The 17047-nt window shown below is 52.9% G+C and carries 15 protein-coding genes; 5 read left to right on the forward strand and 10 right to left on the reverse strand.

The genetic code is table 11. The annotated features are described in order from the left end of the window. Window position 1 precedes the first annotated feature (1 nt). Genes cysT through ABIE64_RS12030 form a run of 4 tightly spaced genes read left to right on the forward strand, consistent with a single transcriptional unit; the run spans window position 2 to window position 4548 of the window. Complete coding sequence (gene cysT, locus ABIE64_RS12015; RefSeq protein WP_354377551.1) at window positions 2–844, forward strand: sulfate ABC transporter permease subunit CysT; 843 nt, start codon at window positions 2–4, stop codon at window positions 842–844. A gap of 12 nt (window positions 845–856) precedes the next feature. After that, window positions 857–1714 (forward strand): sulfate ABC transporter permease subunit CysW, encoded by an 858-nt coding sequence (gene cysW / locus ABIE64_RS12020; RefSeq protein ID WP_354377552.1) that lies wholly within the window; start codon window positions 857–859, stop codon window positions 1712–1714. 14 nt (window positions 1715–1728) lie between these two features. Then, window positions 1729–2781: a sulfate/molybdate ABC transporter ATP-binding protein gene (locus ABIE64_RS12025; RefSeq protein WP_354377553.1), complete on the forward strand. Its 1053-nt coding sequence runs from the start codon at window positions 1729–1731 to the stop codon at window positions 2779–2781. Between the two features lie 21 nt (window positions 2782–2802). After that, window positions 2803–4548: an SLC13 family permease gene (locus ABIE64_RS12030; protein ID WP_354377554.1), complete on the forward strand. Its 1746-nt coding sequence runs from the start codon at window positions 2803–2805 to the stop codon at window positions 4546–4548. A gap of 399 nt (window positions 4549–4947) precedes the next feature. On the opposite strand, the gene ABIE64_RS12035 is transcribed toward ABIE64_RS12030, so the two are convergent. The 9 genes from ABIE64_RS12035 to ABIE64_RS12075 form a co-directional block, all read right to left on the reverse strand. After that, window positions 4948–5559 carry an RBBP9/YdeN family alpha/beta hydrolase gene (locus ABIE64_RS12035; RefSeq protein ID WP_354377555.1) on the reverse strand — a complete coding sequence of 204 codons (612 nt, stop codon included), beginning with the start codon at window positions 5557–5559 and terminating at the stop codon, window positions 4948–4950. Between the two features lie 116 nt (window positions 5560–5675). Beyond that, window positions 5676–7124, reverse strand: a complete 1449-nt coding sequence (locus tag ABIE64_RS12040) for an FAD/NAD(P)-binding protein (RefSeq protein ID WP_354377556.1) — start codon at window positions 7122–7124, stop codon at window positions 5676–5678. A 28-nt stretch (window positions 7125–7152) separates the two neighbouring features. Further along, window positions 7153–8109, reverse strand: a complete 957-nt coding sequence (locus ABIE64_RS12045) for a sigma-54 interaction domain-containing protein (protein ID WP_354377557.1) — start codon at window positions 8107–8109, stop codon at window positions 7153–7155. Between the two features lie 239 nt (window positions 8110–8348). Beyond that, complete coding sequence (locus ABIE64_RS12050; RefSeq protein ID WP_354377558.1) at window positions 8349–9173, reverse strand: ATP-binding cassette domain-containing protein; 825 nt, start codon at window positions 9171–9173, stop codon at window positions 8349–8351. Window positions 9174–9194: 21 nt separating this feature from the next. Further along, complete coding sequence (gene ssuC / locus ABIE64_RS12055; RefSeq protein WP_354377559.1) at window positions 9195–9965, reverse strand: aliphatic sulfonate ABC transporter permease SsuC; 771 nt, start codon at window positions 9963–9965, stop codon at window positions 9195–9197. A gap of 16 nt (window positions 9966–9981) precedes the next feature. Then, window positions 9982–11157 carry an FMNH2-dependent alkanesulfonate monooxygenase gene (ssuD, locus tag ABIE64_RS12060; protein ID WP_354377560.1) on the reverse strand — a complete coding sequence of 392 codons (1176 nt, stop codon included), beginning with the start codon at window positions 11155–11157 and terminating at the stop codon, window positions 9982–9984. 45 nt (window positions 11158–11202) lie between these two features. Next, window positions 11203–12162, reverse strand: coding sequence for a sulfonate ABC transporter substrate-binding protein (locus ABIE64_RS12065; protein WP_354377561.1), 960 nt, complete (start codon window positions 12160–12162; stop codon window positions 11203–11205). A 39-nt stretch (window positions 12163–12201) separates the two neighbouring features. Continuing rightward, on the reverse strand, window positions 12202–12756 hold the full coding sequence (locus ABIE64_RS12070) for an NAD(P)H-dependent oxidoreductase (protein WP_354377562.1): 555 nt from the start codon (window positions 12754–12756) through the stop codon (window positions 12202–12204). A 188-nt stretch (window positions 12757–12944) separates the two neighbouring features. Continuing rightward, the gene (locus ABIE64_RS12075) at window positions 12945–14756 is read right to left on the reverse strand and encodes an SLC13 family permease (RefSeq protein ID WP_354377563.1); all 1812 of its coding nucleotides are present in this window, start codon (window positions 14754–14756) and stop codon (window positions 12945–12947) included. Window positions 14757–14942: 186 nt separating this feature from the next. Here ABIE64_RS12075 and ABIE64_RS12080 point away from each other — a divergent pair, with 186 nt between their 5' ends. Further along, on the forward strand, window positions 14943–15458 hold the full coding sequence (locus ABIE64_RS12080) for a hypothetical protein (protein WP_354377564.1): 516 nt from the start codon (window positions 14943–14945) through the stop codon (window positions 15456–15458). 469 nt (window positions 15459–15927) lie between these two features. On the opposite strand, the gene ABIE64_RS12085 is transcribed toward ABIE64_RS12080, so the two are convergent. Next, window positions 15928–16980 (reverse strand): DNA/RNA non-specific endonuclease, encoded by a 1053-nt coding sequence (locus tag ABIE64_RS12085; protein WP_354377565.1) that lies wholly within the window; start codon window positions 16978–16980, stop codon window positions 15928–15930. Window positions 16981–17047: the final 67 nt, after the last annotated feature.

Below are 17047 nucleotides of genomic sequence, written 5' to 3' on the forward strand. Positions count from 1 at the left end.
CATGACTTCTATTGCGAGTGCATTTGGCAATCGCCGCGTGATCCCGGGTTTCGGGATCACGCTTGGCTATACGCTGTCTTATCTCGGTGTGATTGTGCTACTTCCTCTTGCGGCGGTCGTTGCGCGATCAACTGGCATGGGATGGGATGAATTCATCGCTATTGTCGGGTCCGAGAGAACCCTGCATGCATTGTGGCTCAGTTTCGGGGCGGCATTTGCGGCGGCCATTATTGACGCGGTATTCGGCTTTCTGGTTGCCTGGGTTCTGGTTCGCTATCGTTTCCCGGGCCGCAAAATCATTGATGCGATTATTGATTTGCCATTCGCCCTGCCAACTGCGGTTGCGGGCATTGCCTTGGTTGCGATCTATTCGAAGAATGGCCCTTTTGGTCAATATCTTGAACCACTGGGCATCAAAGCCGCCTATACGCCGCTCGGTATCATAATTGCCATGACCTTTATCGGGCTGCCGTTTGTGGTTCGTTCTGTTCAGCCGGTGCTTGAGCAGCTTGACCAGAGGCTGGAAGAGGCCGCAGCCTCGCTCGGTGCATCGCGCGGATTTACCTTTCGAATGGTTATTTTTCCGGCTGTTCTGCCAGCACTTCTGACAGGATTTGCTTTGGCTTTGGCGCGTGGGATTGGCGAATACGGGTCTATCATTTTTATCGCCGGCAATATTCCCAATGTCTCAGAGATTGCACCGCTCCTCATCGTTATCCGCCTTGAAGAATTCAATTATGACGGCGCCACTGCAATAGCGACAACCATGCTTGTCATATCTTTTGCAATGCTGTTGCTGGTCAATCTTCTTCAGGTCTGGAGCCGGAAGCGAAGCGGCCTTTAAAAAGGTAAGACCATGACTTCAAATGACTCCTTCCAACGCGGGATTGGCGAGCCAGCCATGGTGCGCTGGCTGCTGATTTTTGCAGCTTTGCTATTTCTGTTCATTTTTCTTGTTTTTCCGCTGGTTATTGTTTTTACCGAAGCCTTGGCATCGGGGTGGAAGGCGTATCTGGCGGCACTGGTTGAACCCGACGCCCTTTCAGCCTTGCATTTAACGTTAACTGTTGTGGCTTTTGCCGTCCCCTTGAACATCCTGTTCGGGATCGCAGCGGCGTGGGCGGTTGCCAAGCATGATTTTCGCGGAAAAAGCATCCTTGTCACCCTGATTGATCTGCCGTTTTCTGTGTCACCGGTGGTTGCGGGGCTTTCCTTTGTGATGTTGTTTGGCAGTCACGGCTGGTTCGGTGATTTTGTTGACGCGGCAGATATTGACATCATTTTCGCAACCCCGGGCATTGTTCTGGCGACGATCTTTGTCACATTCCCCTTCGTTGCGCGTGAACTGATCCCGTTGATGGAAAGTCAGGGAAACTCTTTGGAAGAAGCAGCGCTGTCACTTGGCGCAAGTGGCTGGAGAACCTTTATCAAAATCACATTGCCCAACGTGAAATGGGCGCTGTTTTATGGTGTCCTGCTGTGCAGTGCTCGTGCCATGGGGGATTTTGGCGCGGTTTCCGTGGTGTCGGGTCATATTCGTGGCGTGACCAACACGTTGCCGCTGCATGTCGAGGTTCTTTACAATGAGTACGCCTTTTCGGCCTCTTTCGCCGTTGCTTCACTGTTGGCTCTACTGGCCCTTTTCACCCTTGTTTTGAAATCCATACTGGAATGGCGGCATGGCGATGACCTTGCACCGGGCCATCGTAGCTGAGGAGACGAACGATCATGCAGATCGATATTCATAATGTGACCAAGGATTACGGAAGCCAGACGGCGCTTCACAACATTGATCTGAAAATCGGCTCTGGTGAACTTGTTGCGCTGCTTGGTCCTTCCGGATCGGGCAAGACAACGCTTTTGCGTTTAATCGCAGGGCTTGAATTCCCCAATAGCGGGCAGATATTTTTTGATGCAGATGATGCATCCAATCTGTCGGTAGGCAAACGTAATGTCGGCTTTGTTTTTCAGAATTACGCGCTTTTCAAGCATATGCGGGTGATCGACAACATTGCCTTTGGCCTGCGTGCCCGCCCCGCAGACCGTCGTCCGTCAGAGCAGGAGATTCTTTCACGGGCCCGCGATCTTCTCTCCCTCGTGAAGCTTTCAGGATATGAGGATCGCTTTCCGGCCCAACTTTCGGGTGGGCAGCAACAGCGTGTTGCACTGGCCCGCGCCCTTGCAATCGAGCCATCCGTGTTGCTGCTTGATGAACCGTTTGGGGCCCTTGATGCCAAGGTGCGTCATGAACTGCGCAAATGGTTGCGTGAACTTCACGACGAAACCGGCCATACCACTGTCTTTGTGACCCATGATCAGGAAGAGGCACTTGATCTTGCTGACAGGGTTGTCGTGGTTCAGGATGGTCGTATTGCCCAAGAGGGGGCGCCGAACGACGTCTATGAGGAACCGGCCTCGCCATTCGTTTATGAATTCATCGGCGATGTGAACAAGCTCTCGGTTTCCGTAAAAGACGGACAGGTTCTGTTGCCGGGAAGGCCGATTGCGATTGGCGATACAGACAAGCCGGACGGCAATTATGTATTGTATGTTCGCCCCCACAATATCCGCGTGGCAGCCAAGGAAGAGGGGCAGGCTCTTACGGGTCTTGTGCGAGATATCAGGGCAACCGGACCGGCCGTGGTCATGGACGTCTCGCTTGATAGCTGGAATACCCATCTTGATATTGCGCTGTCGCACAATGATGATGACTGGCGTAAACTGAAACCGGGAACGCGGGTGGAGATTTCTTTGCGAAAGTACGCCCTGTTTCCGGAATAAGAACAGGACACGGAGCGGCATTTGAATTTCGACCAACTGGCCCTTGTCGCCATCATTTTGATTGCAATTGCTGCGATGGCCAGTGACCGGTTCAGATACGATCTGGTCGCGGTTCTTGCGCTGCTGGCTGGCGTGGTTCTGGGGATCGTGCCCCAGGAAGGTGCTTTTATGGGATTTTCCAACGGTGCCGTCGTTACCGTTGCCGGGGTTCTGATCATTACACGCAGTATTGTGGCAACCGGGGCCCTTGAACCGGTTAGCCATATTCTTTCGGAAAGGTTCGAAAGTCGCTGGTCCTTGATTGCGGTTTTCTGCGCGACTGGTGCAGTTCTTTCAGCCTTCATGAACAACATCGGTGCATTGGCCCTTTTGATGCCGGTTGCACTGGCGGCAACGGCTAGGCGTGGGGAGCATCCCGGCTATCTGTTAATGCCCCTGTCCTTCGCGACACTTCTGGGCGGAATGACGACCCTGATTGGGACGCCAGCCAATCTGATCATTTCCCAGATCCGGCAAACTGCTGTCAGTCAGCCTTTTGACATGTTCGACTTTACCCCGGTTGGCAGTGTGATCGCCGTTGCCGGTGTGGTCTGGCTTGTTCTTGTCGGGTGGCGGTTTATTCCGGGACGACATCTGAGCGTCGGAGAGCAGCGAGATTCTGGTCAGTTCCTGACGGAGTTACGTGTCGGGGCCAATGGCATTGCCGATTTTGTATCTGTGCCGGAACTTGAGGCGGCCTTGCCGGTCAAGATCCACGGTATCGTGCGTGAAAACAGGCGGCTTTTTGCGCCTAAAAACCGGCAGGTTTTCGAAATTGGTGATCTGATGATTGTCGAGGCCGAGCTTGATACACTTGAACTGTTGTGTGATCGGTATGGTTTCCGATTGCCAGGTCAGATTGGTGTTTTATCCGATGATGCGGAAATGATTGAAGCCGTGGTTCCGGCCGACAGCATCATTCAGGGCAGTAACCTTCATACACTCGAACCGGCTGATCGATGGCAGATTGATATCGTTGCCATGGCCCGTCAAAGCAAACGGTTCGAAGGGCGTTTAGCTGACGCGACCCTGATGCCGGGCGATATTCTGATTTTTCGAGGCGATCCGTCCCGCATTGATACAGCTATTTCCGATCTTGGTCTTTTGCCTTTGGCGGCACGTTCGATCCGGTTGCGTCCCCGGGCAGCCTTGTGGGCTGTGGCGATTTTTGCCGTGGCAATTTTCCTTGCAGCCAGCGGTATCGCGACACCAGCCGTTTCCTTCGTTGCAGCTGTGACCATGATGTTGTTAACGCGTGTGGTCAGTGCGCGTGATCTGTATAGGCGGGTCGAAGGACCGGTTCTGGTTTTGCTTGCGGCACTGATCCCGATCGGGGAGGCTTTGCGCACAACAGGCACGGCGGAACTGATTGCGGGATATTTGCTACAACTTGCGGGGACGGCAGGTCCGATGTGGCTTCTTGCCCTGACAATGCTGCTGGCAATGGGCATAACACCGATTCTGAACAACGTGACGACTGTTGTGGTGCTGGCGCCTATTGTGATGGCGTTGGCATATCGTGCTGGATTGGCCCCCGATGCGTTTTTGATGGCAGTTGCAATCGGGGCTTCGACCGATTTCCTCACCCCGGTTGGCCATCACAACAACACGATTATTATGGGTCCGGGCGGCTATCGTTTCAGTGATTACTGGCGTTGTGGATTACCCGTCAGCATTCTGGTGTTTGTGATAGCCATGATGCTGTTGCCAGTCGTATTTCGGATATGAGTATTCGTTTGGTGCAGAAACGATCGCGGTTCAGGGAAAAGGCGAACTGGTTACTTAGCCTTGAGAAGCAAGGATGTTGCTTTGACAAAAGTTGTTATTGCAAGCCATCCGAAAAGAAGTGCTGAAATGCCCATGATGCAGGCCAGAAAACCCTGCCCAGCCTTTACGTAGGCAATTTGCTCGTTAAATAGCAAGGTAACGCGATCAAGGGTGTTGCCCGCAAAAATGATACTGCATACGGCAGCAGTAATTGAAATGAGTATCAACCATTTCAGACTGAACCCGGACCATGGTTCTTCGTTCGTGTGTTTCTCAGGTATCTGTTGAGGCATTGTTTTTTGTGCTCATAAAACTGAATGGCGGCTTAAAATGCCGCCATTCATGTTGTTTATGCCCTAACTACACCGAATAAAGTGTTTCGATATTGGGCGAATTTTGCTGCATGTTTTGTTTTGCAAGCTGCTGATAGTGGAGATCGACAAGCCGGTCTGCCAATTTAAAGCCGTCAGACCAGCGACCATGCCCGCTTTCTATGTTGATATGGCCAGCCTCGCCCGCATCAATCAATTCACTCCCCCAGGCCGAGGCAAGCGAACGCGCCCGGGTAAAGTCGCAATATTCATCATTGCGGCTGGCGACGACAATTGATGGAAAAGGCAGTTTTCGGATCGGGATTGGGGCGAAGCCGGCAAGATCCGGATAAGTTTTTCCAATACGGTCAACGTCGGCAGGAGCGACGAGCAGTGCCCCGGCAATCGGTAAATCGGGGAATGCCCGTGCCAGATGTGCGACAAGTATACATCCAAGGCTGTGCGCGATCAGGATGGCGTTGGGGTTCTTACTCACGGCAAAGCGAACATGTTCGATCCATGGTTTCAGCCGGGGTTTTAGCCAGTCATCCTGATTGACGATGATGGCATCGGGATCAATGTCGCTCCAGATCCGTTGCCAGTGACCGGCATTCGAGCCTTTGTAGCCAGGCAACAACAGTTTTTTCATTGCATGTTCCATGGGGCATGCTCCTGAGTTGTCAGCGTTTACCCGATCGGGGCAAACCTAGTTCGTTGAAAAGTAAATCAGCAACCCGATAAACAGGATCAGGTAGACCAGTCTTTCTGCGGACACGTTCACAAGATCTCCCTGCCGGTTATGGTTGCAGGCAGATCGGCGGAGATCAGAGATGTTCGTTCGTAACGCGATGATGCTTTGTTGCTCAGATATTCGGCCAGCGTTGCAACCTGGTTCCGGATTTCGGCCGCAGCAGTGATCTCCCAAAACTTGCCGCGGGTCAGTGGCCCGATGACGCTGATAAACTTCGACGATCTGCTATTGCTTTTGATCGCCTGACAAGTGTCGTCGACGTCGATACCAAGTCCGAGAGGATCCGGGCGAATATGCCCCATATTGTTCAGGAACCAGATCAGGGGCACATCGATAGCTTCCAGGTCCGCACGGGGGCCTGTACAGTCATAGGCGACAGGAAAGCTGAAATTCTCCGCTGTCTCCTGTCCATGCCCGCGGATTGAAATCTCCCACGATTGTCCCGGCTTCTTTTGAGCATTGGAAATGCGGCCTTTAATGATTTTCAGATTTCCGGATGCCATTTCAGCGTCGATGATTTGAGCCGTTTCGCGCGACATGCGATGCCTGTGGACATCCCACCAGGTTTGCAGATGTCTGATAAATCGACGACGTTTCACGTCATCAAGTGCCTGCCAGATGGCCTGAGTCATTGGACGGAGGCCATCAATCGTTGTGCGCCAACCAAACTGCCTGGCATTATTACGCACCTTGGCAAGCAGGGTTGAAAGAGGCTGGGCACCTGCGTCCGTCGGTGTGAATGCAGGATGATTTTCCGGTTCCGTCAGATCGTGTGGGCGAGGCAGCAGACCGCGCCTCGACAGAAAAACAACCTGACCTTCGTAGCCCGTTTCGCGCAGGCGAAGCAGTGTATCAACTGCGGTTAACCCGGAACCTAGTACCAGTATCGGGCCGCGCATCGACGTTCCCTCGGTCCGTTCTGTATTCCACGGATGGAGAAAACCATATCTGGTCTGACTGGCAAGCGAGTTCCCCATCGCCAACACCAGATGATCGACTTCGAAAATCTGATCACGTTCCGTCCGGATATGGAGTTTCTGCCCACCTTCTGCCGGATAGGCTGAATTCACGGTATCGCGTACATGAGCAAAGCTTTCCGACCGGAAGCGTTGATTTATTGATTGTTCAAGCCGGGAGCAAACATAGTCCCCAAAAATCTGCCGCGGCACGAAACTGGCTGCGGTCGCATATTTCCGGATTTCCGGATCGTCGGACGTGGCGAGCCATTCGATAAAATCATCCCTGCGATCCGGGAAAATGCTGATTTTTCCGGCAGGAACATTAAGAATGTGCGAGGTGCAGCTTGTGCCATAGGCCAAACCCCGACCGCAGACCGAACGTGGCTCGAACACGATGACTTCGTCTGTCTCGGGCAGGCGGCGGAGCAACTGTATGGCCAGAAGACTGCCGCTCAGGCCGCCACCGACGATACCAATTTTGTATGCCATAATCGTCTCCTGTCGTTGAACCGGCATTATTGCCAAAGCGTCCGGTATGATTGCGCTAGTCGATACGATGGTTTTTCAGCAGGGTCCGCAACTGGCTGCGGCTCAACCCCAGCAGTTTTGCGGTTTTGATCTGGTTGTGTTCGGCGATCTCATAGGCCTCTTCAATGGCCATATGCACGAGACCATCAAGAGAGAACATGCCTTCGCGGCGGATCAGGTCATGGATGATATGACGGATGGTATCCGCATCCGATCCAGTGGCTTTATCAAGGGTCACATGACTTAGATTGAGATCGTCCGGACGGATCACATGATCTGCTGCCACCAGAACGGCATGATGCATGGCATTCTCCAGTTCCCGGATGTTACCTGGCCAGGAGTAATGCAAAAGGACCTTGATCGCTTCCTTGCCCAAAGAAAGATCCTTGCGCCCGGTTTTTTCGCTGTAGACATGCAAGAAGTGCTCCGAAAGGGTTAGAATATCATCGCGTCTGGCCCGCAAGGGGGCGACGTCAAGCCGCGCGACATTCAGCCGGAAGAAAAGATCTTCCCGGAAATGTCCGGCACGCACGGCATTTTCGAGATTCACATTCGTTGCCGCAACGATCCGTACATCGACCGAGCGCGTCTTGCGACCGCCTACCGGGGTGACTTCGCGTTCCTGAAGGACACGCAGCAGCTTGACCTGAAACGCCAGCGGCAGGTCGCCAATTTCATCAAGAAAGATTGTCCCGCCATTGGCAGCTTCAAACCACCCGGTGCGATTCTCGGTGGCGCCGGTAAAAGCACCTTTTTCATAACCGAACAGTTCTGCCTCGACGAGCGTTTCGGGCAAGGCGGCACAGTTGACCGCAATAAATGGGCCGCTGGCACGTGGCGAGTTATCATGAACGTAACGTGCAATCAGTTCTTTGCCCGTGCCGGTCTCCCCGACGATCAGAACACTGGCATCGCTGACAGAAAACTGTAGCAGACGCCGTTGCAATTCGAGTGAGACTGGATCACGAAACACGAGCGCGCTCGCGCGTATACTTGGCGGAATGTCTGCGCTGCCCCGTCGGGTCAGCCGCAGAACTTCTGCTGACTGTCCCGGTCGCAAATCGCGATGATATGTCAAGCCGGTCCTCCATTTCTCAAGCCTCGCAAGAGAGATTTCCTTAACCACTTAAAGTCTACCTTTTTAGTCGACATTGTCGATAAAAAAAACCCGCCTGCAATCTGATCACCGATAACTACTTGATATGGAGAAGATCATCCCGCCTGCTTCTCGGGATATTGCTCAAACAGAACATCGAGAATTTTACCTTCGATTTCTGCAAGTATCGCGCTACCGCGACGGCGTGGTCGAGGCACGTCGATCTCGATATCGAGCTTGATCTGTCCTTCATCGATCAAAACAACCCTGTCGGCAAGAGCGACGGCTTCGGATACGTCATGCGTCACGAGAATTGCTGTGAAGCCCTGATGCAGCCAGACTTCTTCCAAAAGATTCTGCATGTCGATCCGTGTTAGAGCATCCAGCGCCCCAAGGGGTTCGTCGAGTGCAAGCAGACGGGGATGACTGACCAGTGCGCGTGCCAGAGCGACACGTTGTTTCTGCCCCCCCGAGAGAGCCGAGGGCCATTCATCCCGTTTGTTCTCAAGGCCGACTTCGTCAAGTGTGACCAGAGAGAGGTCAAGAACCTGATCAGGGTTACGAACAGGTGTACCCGTAAGGCCGAGTTTCACGTTATCGATAACCTTTGCCCAAGGAAGCAGCCTGGGTTCCTGGAACACAATTCTTGATGCGGTCTCTCCGCCGCTTCCGATCGATATCTCTCCTTTGGTCGAGGCATCAAGTCCCGCGATCAGTCGCAGGAGGGTACTTTTGCCGCAACCGCTTTTGCCAATGACAGCAATGAACTGTCCTGCCGGAATATGAAGGTCGATACCCTTAAGGACTTCTGTGTGGTCAAAGGATTTATGCAGGTTTTGAAGCGTTACGGCGACCCCACCACTGGTTTGAGGTAAAACGGGCCGTCGGGGTGCCGTTGTGACGCGGCGGAAAGAACTTTTCTCCAGTGCCTGAATGGTCATGACGACTTCTCCTTGAAGACTCTAATGAACTTGAAAGGATGGATGCCAGGCGAGGTAATGGCGTTCAAGCAGGCGTGCGGCGGTATCCGCCAGCTTTCCAAGCAGGGCATATATCGCGATGCCGAGTACGACGACATCCACCAGCAGAAACTCGCGTGCCTGCATTGCCATATAGCCAAGACCCGAAGACGCCGCGATGGTTTCTGCCACGATCAGCGTCAGCCACATGATGCCAAGTGCATAGCGCACACCGACGAAGATTGATGGTAATGCACCCGGCAGGATGACCCGCCAGAACAGCTGCCTTGATGACAGTCCGTAAATGCGTCCCATTTCGATCAATTGCCGATCAACCGTGCGGATACCGTGGAACGTATTGATATAAATCGGGAAAAACACACCAAGCGCGACAAGGAACAGTTTTGACTGCTCCTCGATCCCGAACCACAGGATGACCAGCGGAATCAGGGCGAGATGCGGAACATTCCTGATCATTTGCAGGGTTGTATCGAGATACTCCTCGCTGGTTTTTGAAGCACCATTCAAAAACCCCAGCGTAAAACCGATGGCAGCACCGATTGTAAACCCGCCAAGGGCACGGGCGGTGCTGACCAGCAGATGATCAAACAATTCGCCAGATGCGATCAGACCGGATGCTGCGCCGAGAACCGCGCTTGGAGCGGGTAAAATATAGGGTGGAATAAATCCGGCACTTGCCGCCACCTGCCAGGCGGCGACAAGCAGAACCGGAAGAATCCAGGGGCGGGCTTTGGTCAGCAAAATCGTTCTCACAGGGCGTCTCCATGATTCATGATGTGCTGACGGCGAGCTTGCGCTGCTCGACCGAAGCCGGAAATTCTCCGACAGGATCAAGGTCGCGCTGTCCTGACGCCGAAAGACCGAGTTCAGGGAAAAGAAGCTCGGAAACGGTATAAGCTTCTTCAAGGTGCGGGTAACCCGATGCAATAACAGTATCGATACCAAGCGATTGGTATTCGCGTAGTCGCTTGGCAACGGTGGATGCATCCCCGACAAGTGCGGTGCCCGCCCCGGGTCGCAGCAGGCCGATACCGGCCCAGAGATTGGGGCCCACGATCAGGCGATCACGTTTGCCACCGTGCAGTTCCGCCATGCGACGCTGACCGACAGAGTCATGTTGTTCAAGGAACCGTTTCTGAGCTTTGGTAATATCTTCATCCGAGACTTTGCTGATCAGGCGTTCTGCTTCGGCCCAGGCTGCGTCTTCGGTTTCGCGAACGATCAGATGAATACGAAGCCCAAAGCGAACTTTGCGACCTCGGTCATTCGCACGTTTGCGCACGGCTTCGATTTTCTCGGCAACCTGTTCGACGGGTTCTCCCCAGGTCAGATACAGCTCGACTGTCTCTGCCGCCAGATCCTGTGCGGCCTCCGAAGATCCACCGAAATAAAGTGGCGGATGGGGCTGCTGTACCGGCGGGAAATTGATCCGGCCTTTTTCGACGCGATAATGCTTACCGTGGAAATCGACCTCGTGTCCAGCCAGCAGTCCGCGCCATATATGCAGAAATTCACCGGCCTGCTCATACCGTTTGTCATGTGCGAGAAAAACACCGTCTCCGGCCAGTTCGACCGGATTGCCCCCGACAACGACATTCAGAAGCAGACGCCCTTTGCTCAGCCGGTCAAGGGCAGCGGTCTGGCGTGCCGCATAGGCTGGCGATGTTACGCCGGGGCGCAGGGCAACAAGAAATTTGAGTTTCTCGGTCACGGTTGCAAGACCTGCTGCCGTGATCCAGGAATCCTCGCATCCTTGGCCTGTCGGCAGAAGAACACCCTGATAACCGAGCCGGTCGGCAGCCTGTGCGATTTCCTTGAAATAGTCAAAGTTTGCTGGCCGTTGACGTTCCAGTGAACCAAGGTAAGAACCATCACCGCTTGTCGGAATGAACCAGAAGAAGTTAAGCGGATCGGCGTTCTGACGGTTTTTTTCAATATGTGTCATGATCTGTTTCCTGTGTTGTCGTGAACAGTCCCGTGTGCCGAGTGATCAGGATTGCGGTGCATTCCAGATCGCATCGCGGATGGTAATTTTTTTCGGGATCAGACCGATTTCGTAAAAACGGTCCGCGATGGTTTGCTGCGTCTGAATGATGTCTTGGGTGATCGGATAAATGCCGAAAGACGCCCGCTCTGCCGCGAGGGTTTGCGATTGCAAATCGACGCCAGTGACTTCGGCCAATGCTTCAGCAACCTTGTCGCGATTGGCTTCGGCCCAGTTTGCCGCTTCGGAAAGAGAGGCAATAACACGGGAAACCGTGTCAGGGTGTTGCCGTGCAAAATCGCCATTTGCCAGCAAAAAGCTGTTGGTGGCGACGATCGGTTCGCCGGTGGTCAGAACCCGTGCGTTCTGTTTGGTTTCAGCGATGGCATAATAGGGATCCCAGATTGTCCACGCATCGATGCTTTTGCGAACAAAAGCCGCAGCGGCATCTGCCGGGCTGAGATATACCGGTTCGATGTCATTGTAAGTCAGACCACCTTTGATCAGGGCCTCGACCGTCAGATTGTTGGCACTTGATCCTTTGGTGAAACCGACCTTCTTTCCCTTGAGATCGGAAAGGGTCTGAATTTCGGAATCCTGATGCACAAGTATTGCTGAACCGGTACCCGGAGACGGCTGGGTGGCAACATAGACGATGTTGGCACCCGCGGCCTGGGCGAAGATCGGCGGGGTATCGCCGGTAGTGCCGAAATCAATGCTGCCGACATTGACTGCTTCAAGCAGTGGCGGGCCGGACGAAAACTCAACCCACTTTACGGAAATGCCTTTTTCTTCCAGCGCAGTTTCAATCTTCTGCTGCTGGCGGGCAACCACAAGGGTACCGTTTTTCTGATACCCGATACGGAACTCGGTCAGGGCATCTTCTGCCATGGCATTTACGGGGAACCCGACGACAGCAACGATGGCCGGGATAATTGTCCGGGATATTACATTTCGCAGTTTCATCTGAATTTCCTTTATATCTGTCTGTTGTCGGAAAAAGGCTTAGGCGACGACAGAGACTTGTCGGATCGCTTGCGGTTGCCATGCGGAAAGCTGGGAAACGGCGGTTTCAATTCGTGCGCCAAGTTTTTTGCGGACATCAGCCTCGGTTTCAATCAGATCGGAGGCTGACATATAGATGCCGGTTGGAACCGTCAGGGCGCCGAAAAATGCGAAAAGCGGACGCAAATGATGTTCGATGACAAGGGCATGTCGATTTGACCCGCCTGTAGCGCTCAGAATGACCGGTTTGCCGCGGAGTGCTTCGGGATGCACAAGATCGAAAACATGCTTTAGAAGGCCGGTATACCCGCCTTTGAAAACAGGTGTGCCCACAACCAGCATGTCAGCCTGTTCAATAGCATCGACCAGATGGTTCGGTGTGCCATAGGGGGTGCCGGGATCAAATGAACCAGGGGCTGCATCAAGCAAGTCATAAAAATCGGTTTGCCCCAGATGCCTGTGGGCGATTTCATCAAGAATGACATTGACCAGCATGCTGGTTTTGGATGGTCGATTGATGTTGCCGCTGATGCCGATGATTGTTGTGGTCGACATTGTGACCTCCCGCCTGTTTGAGATGCGGGGTCATAACGGCAATAAGCATGCCAACGGCTAGTGCATTGGTTTTAAATAATAAAAGAAAAACCCGCATCCAAAGAGATGCAGGTTTTCAACCAGGCAAAGGTCATATTTAGCCACTATCCAATGTGATTTATAAATTAATCACATTGGATAAGTGTTGTTTACTGGAGCGGCCAGAAGATCGGAATGATAAAGGTGGCAGTGGCCCAGAACAAAAGGTTCAGCGGTACTCCAACGCGGACGAAATCCATGAATTTGTAACCACCCGCATTATAGACGAAGGTGTTGGTCTGATAGCCAATCGGCGTTGCAAAGCTCGCACTGGCCGCAAACATGACGGCGACGACAAACGGGCGGGGATCAATACCAAGCTGTTCGGCCAGGCCAATCGCAATCGGGGTCAGCAAAATAGCCGCTGCATTGTTGCTCATCATCTCTGTCAGGATTGAGGTAATGAGATACAACCCGGATAAAACTGCAATCGGACCAAGGCCACCGACAAGAATGGCAAAGTTCTCCACAATCAGCTTGGCGGCACCGGTTTTGTCCATCGCGATGCCAAGGGCAAGCATGCCAAAAATCAGCATAAGAATATTCCACCGGATGGAACTGTAAGCTTCGTCCGGTTCAAGACAGCCGAGTGCAACGACAGCGGTTGCTGCGATGATTGCCAGCGCGGCAATAGGTAGGACCTCGAACGCTGCCAGGGCCATGACCAGAAATACAGCGAGAATGGCGATCGGTGCCTTGTTGCGTCGAAACGGGCGCTCGCTTGGCTGGGAGAGGTTGATCAATTCCTGATTGTCGAACAGACGTCGGAAATTTGCAGGTGTTGCTTCGATCAGAACGGTATCGCCGATTTTCAGCCTGGCCTGCTCGAAATCATTACCGATATTTTCCCCCTGCCGGTGCACAGCGAGAATATACGCCCCGTACATTCTCCGAAGCCCAAGCTCTGAGATACGCCGACCGACGACGCGCGACTGTGGCCCTACAACGCCCTCCATGATTGTCGTTTCCTGGGAGGCAATCGGCTCGAAAGCGTGAGCACCATTCTGCTTCAGGAAGTCAACGTCTCCGGCCTCTCGCAATCCCAGCATATCCCCGACGCGGCTGCGGATGATCAGCCGATCCCCGGCTTCCAGCTTTGTTTCGAGCAGGGTTTCGCGCAGAATGCGCCGCATGCTGACATCCTTGCGCACCAGATCGATCACCCGGAACCCGCGGCTTTCGGTAAAACCCGCTTCACGCATCGGTTTGCCGATCAGGGGGGAATCAATCGGGACCAGTACCTCTGCAAGGAAATGGCGTTCTTTATTAGTGGGGAGCAGATTGGCAAGTGTATCACGTACCGGCAGCAGCCAGCGTGATGTTAATGCGAGATAGATGATGCCGACCAGGCCCATACAGATTCCGGCAGCTGTGATTTCAAAGATTCCGAAAGGTTCCATGCCTTTGGACTGGGCCACGCCGTCAACCAGAATGTTGGTTGACGTGCCGATCAGTGTCGTCGTGCCACCGAAGATGCTGGCAAAAGACAGAGGGATCAGAAGCTTTGATGGTGCGGTTCCCATCGTTTGTGCAAGCGAGATCACTACCGGAGTCAGAATGACAACAACCGGGGTATTGTTGATGAAGGCAGACAAAAACATTACCGAGATCATCAGGGCAAGCACAGCAAACAATGGGGATTTCCCGGCAAAGCGGGTCATCAAGCGCCCCATGCCATCAATACTGCCCGTCCGTTCCAGAGCAGCACTGAGGACAAACATGGCAGCAACTGTGATTGGAGCACTGTTGCTGAACACGCTCAACGCGTCGTTGGTGGAAAGGATACCTGTCAGCAGCAGAAGGCCCATGGCACCCAATGCGACAATATCCGGAGGCAGTTTTTCGCGGATGAATCCGAAGAAGACGACTGCCACCAGAGCCAGCACAAAGATGATTTCCAGCGAAGCCCAATCCATTTGCATCTAACGTGCGCTCCTTGCATGAGCCGGGACACGGGTCAAAATTGACCAGAACCTGGTCGAATATGACCAAGGCGGGCATTGTCGCCTGCCCTTGGATTGAAATCAACTATTAAGTCTACATATTAGGTAGAGTATAAGGATAATGAGAAAATATAGATATTCAGTTAGATGGTTGGTTGTGGTGCCATGTTTACCAAGACGAGTAGCGCAGGAACTGATGCTTCCTATCTGGGATGCTTCACCAAATGGATGCTGAAAGTTACAACGTCACCCTGTCACAAAAGGCATCTGAATCGGTTTTGTTTCAGTGATCCTCGTTTTGTCGGATGGCTGGATTATCTATTGCAGTCCGGATGGACAATCAGAGTCGCACAACCGCGCAATTTTCTGGTTTGGAGCTGGACTCTGGAAAATGGCCGCTATGCCGACCCTGTCATCATACTGCCAACAGTCGGTTCTCTTGTCCGGCCGGTTGTGATGGACAAGTTGTTTGCCTGCCTGATGGCGCGCCGTATGGAGTGCGGTTGTGCAGCCGGAACAATAAATGATTTTAGAGATTCATGGCCAGTTACGGATCTGTTTGCGATAATTGGCACGCAAGATCAGGAAGCAATTGCCGAGATCTTGTCTGCTTCTTTATCGGAAATCACCCAGGAAGTATCAGGTCTTGCACGTATTTCAGAGCACCCGAAGCTTCCCTAGGGATAACATCCTGCAGATATACTGACAAAGGCATGTGGCTGCCGGGACAGTTACCAGTTTTCCGCAAGACCAAAAGGATCAGATTTGGTCATCACACCCGCTAGAACGAAAAATTCCTTCATTTGTGACGACTAGAATCTCCGGGGCCGGCTGGCATCAAGGCCGGTGGAACGTCTCGGGGGCAATCCCTCACATCTTTGGAGATAGACATGGTTATAAATCACAATGACCTGACCCGGCGTATTGAAACCCTCCTCTTGGATCTTCGACAGGCAGAAACCAGCAATGCGGTTTACCGTGAACCTGCGTTGTATCTGCATACAGCGCAAAAAGCCCTGGGCTCGATTGCGGATCAACATTCAAGCGATAAAAATCGCCCGACCTGTTAGAAACAGGCATCCGGTTGGGGCACGAGAGTGTGTTATCGGAGGGGGAACAGTCAGATTCCCCCTTTCTTCAAGCCATTTGGCTAAAGATTGAAGGTTTGCCCGGCACAGGTGCTTTCGGGCCAGTATTTGCGATCAACCGGCCAGAGCTGATCGGGAATATAATGCAAAATTTGGTCCCGGTTTGACACTTCGGACAAAAACGTAAGCCCGGTCAGATCTTCTAACTCGGATATCGCGACGATTTGAGGTTTGTGGTCATAAACATGCTTTAGACGTTTCGCCTGGCTGCAATTAACCCATGTCTCCAACGGCTGCGGTATATTTTCGGTGTCCATCCTGTATGGTTGCGGAAACAGGAACGCAATTGCATCCACGGCTCCCTGCCCGATGTCACGGACAAGAATTTTGAATAGTCCGTGTGGGACGGCAACAGGGACTTCGCCTTTGGAGCTCTCCCCGATATAGCCGATCTGCTGGTCCTTGAGGAAGACAGGCCCGGTAATGATCCATATATGGTCAAATCTGTTTGAAGCGGCTGCCGAATAGTCTTCCAGATGTCGCCAGGGTCCCTGATTCATGTCGGCAGCTTGAGGAACAGCATTCCAGAAAAAATGTGTATTGCACGAGGCCTGCCATGAAATTCTCTGGGCATGGTCTGCCATGGCCAGATGTCCGCGGTTCCAAATTCTGCCAACGCCGTCGTAACTGTTATCCAGACGTTTCTTGCGGACGCCTGGGCGGTCCGTCCAGAGGAAGGCAAGGTCGTCTGATCGATACCAGTCTGAGGGTCTGTTAATAGAGATGTCCGGCTCGTGATAGGTTCCATCCGGTTGTGGCTCTACCCCTTTGAGTTCATAGGCAACCCATTGCGGAACAGCCAGATAATCTTCCTGACCGTCTCCGGTATCGTCATCTATGCCGTCAAAGGACGATACATATGCTTCAAAAGTCTTCATGACTTCCCGCTCGCGTGGGGCATAGAGGAGATGATCATATGAGGCATTTTGCAAGATTGGATAAGGAGATGTACCGCTATCTGAGGCGCAGATAAACTTTTCCGCCCTCGATGGGGTCGCGATCAGAAATATGCCCAGAATGGAAAGGGCCGACAGCAAGACAGGGAATGACCGCATCTTTCACTCCATCGGGGAAACACGAATATGCTCAGCAGGCATTTTTCTGCCTTCACGGCGACGTTAT

This window comes from Thalassospira sp. MBR-102, from assembly GCF_040549275.1.
GTDB classification, from domain to species: domain Bacteria; phylum Pseudomonadota; class Alphaproteobacteria; order Rhodospirillales; family Thalassospiraceae; genus Thalassospira; species Thalassospira xiamenensis.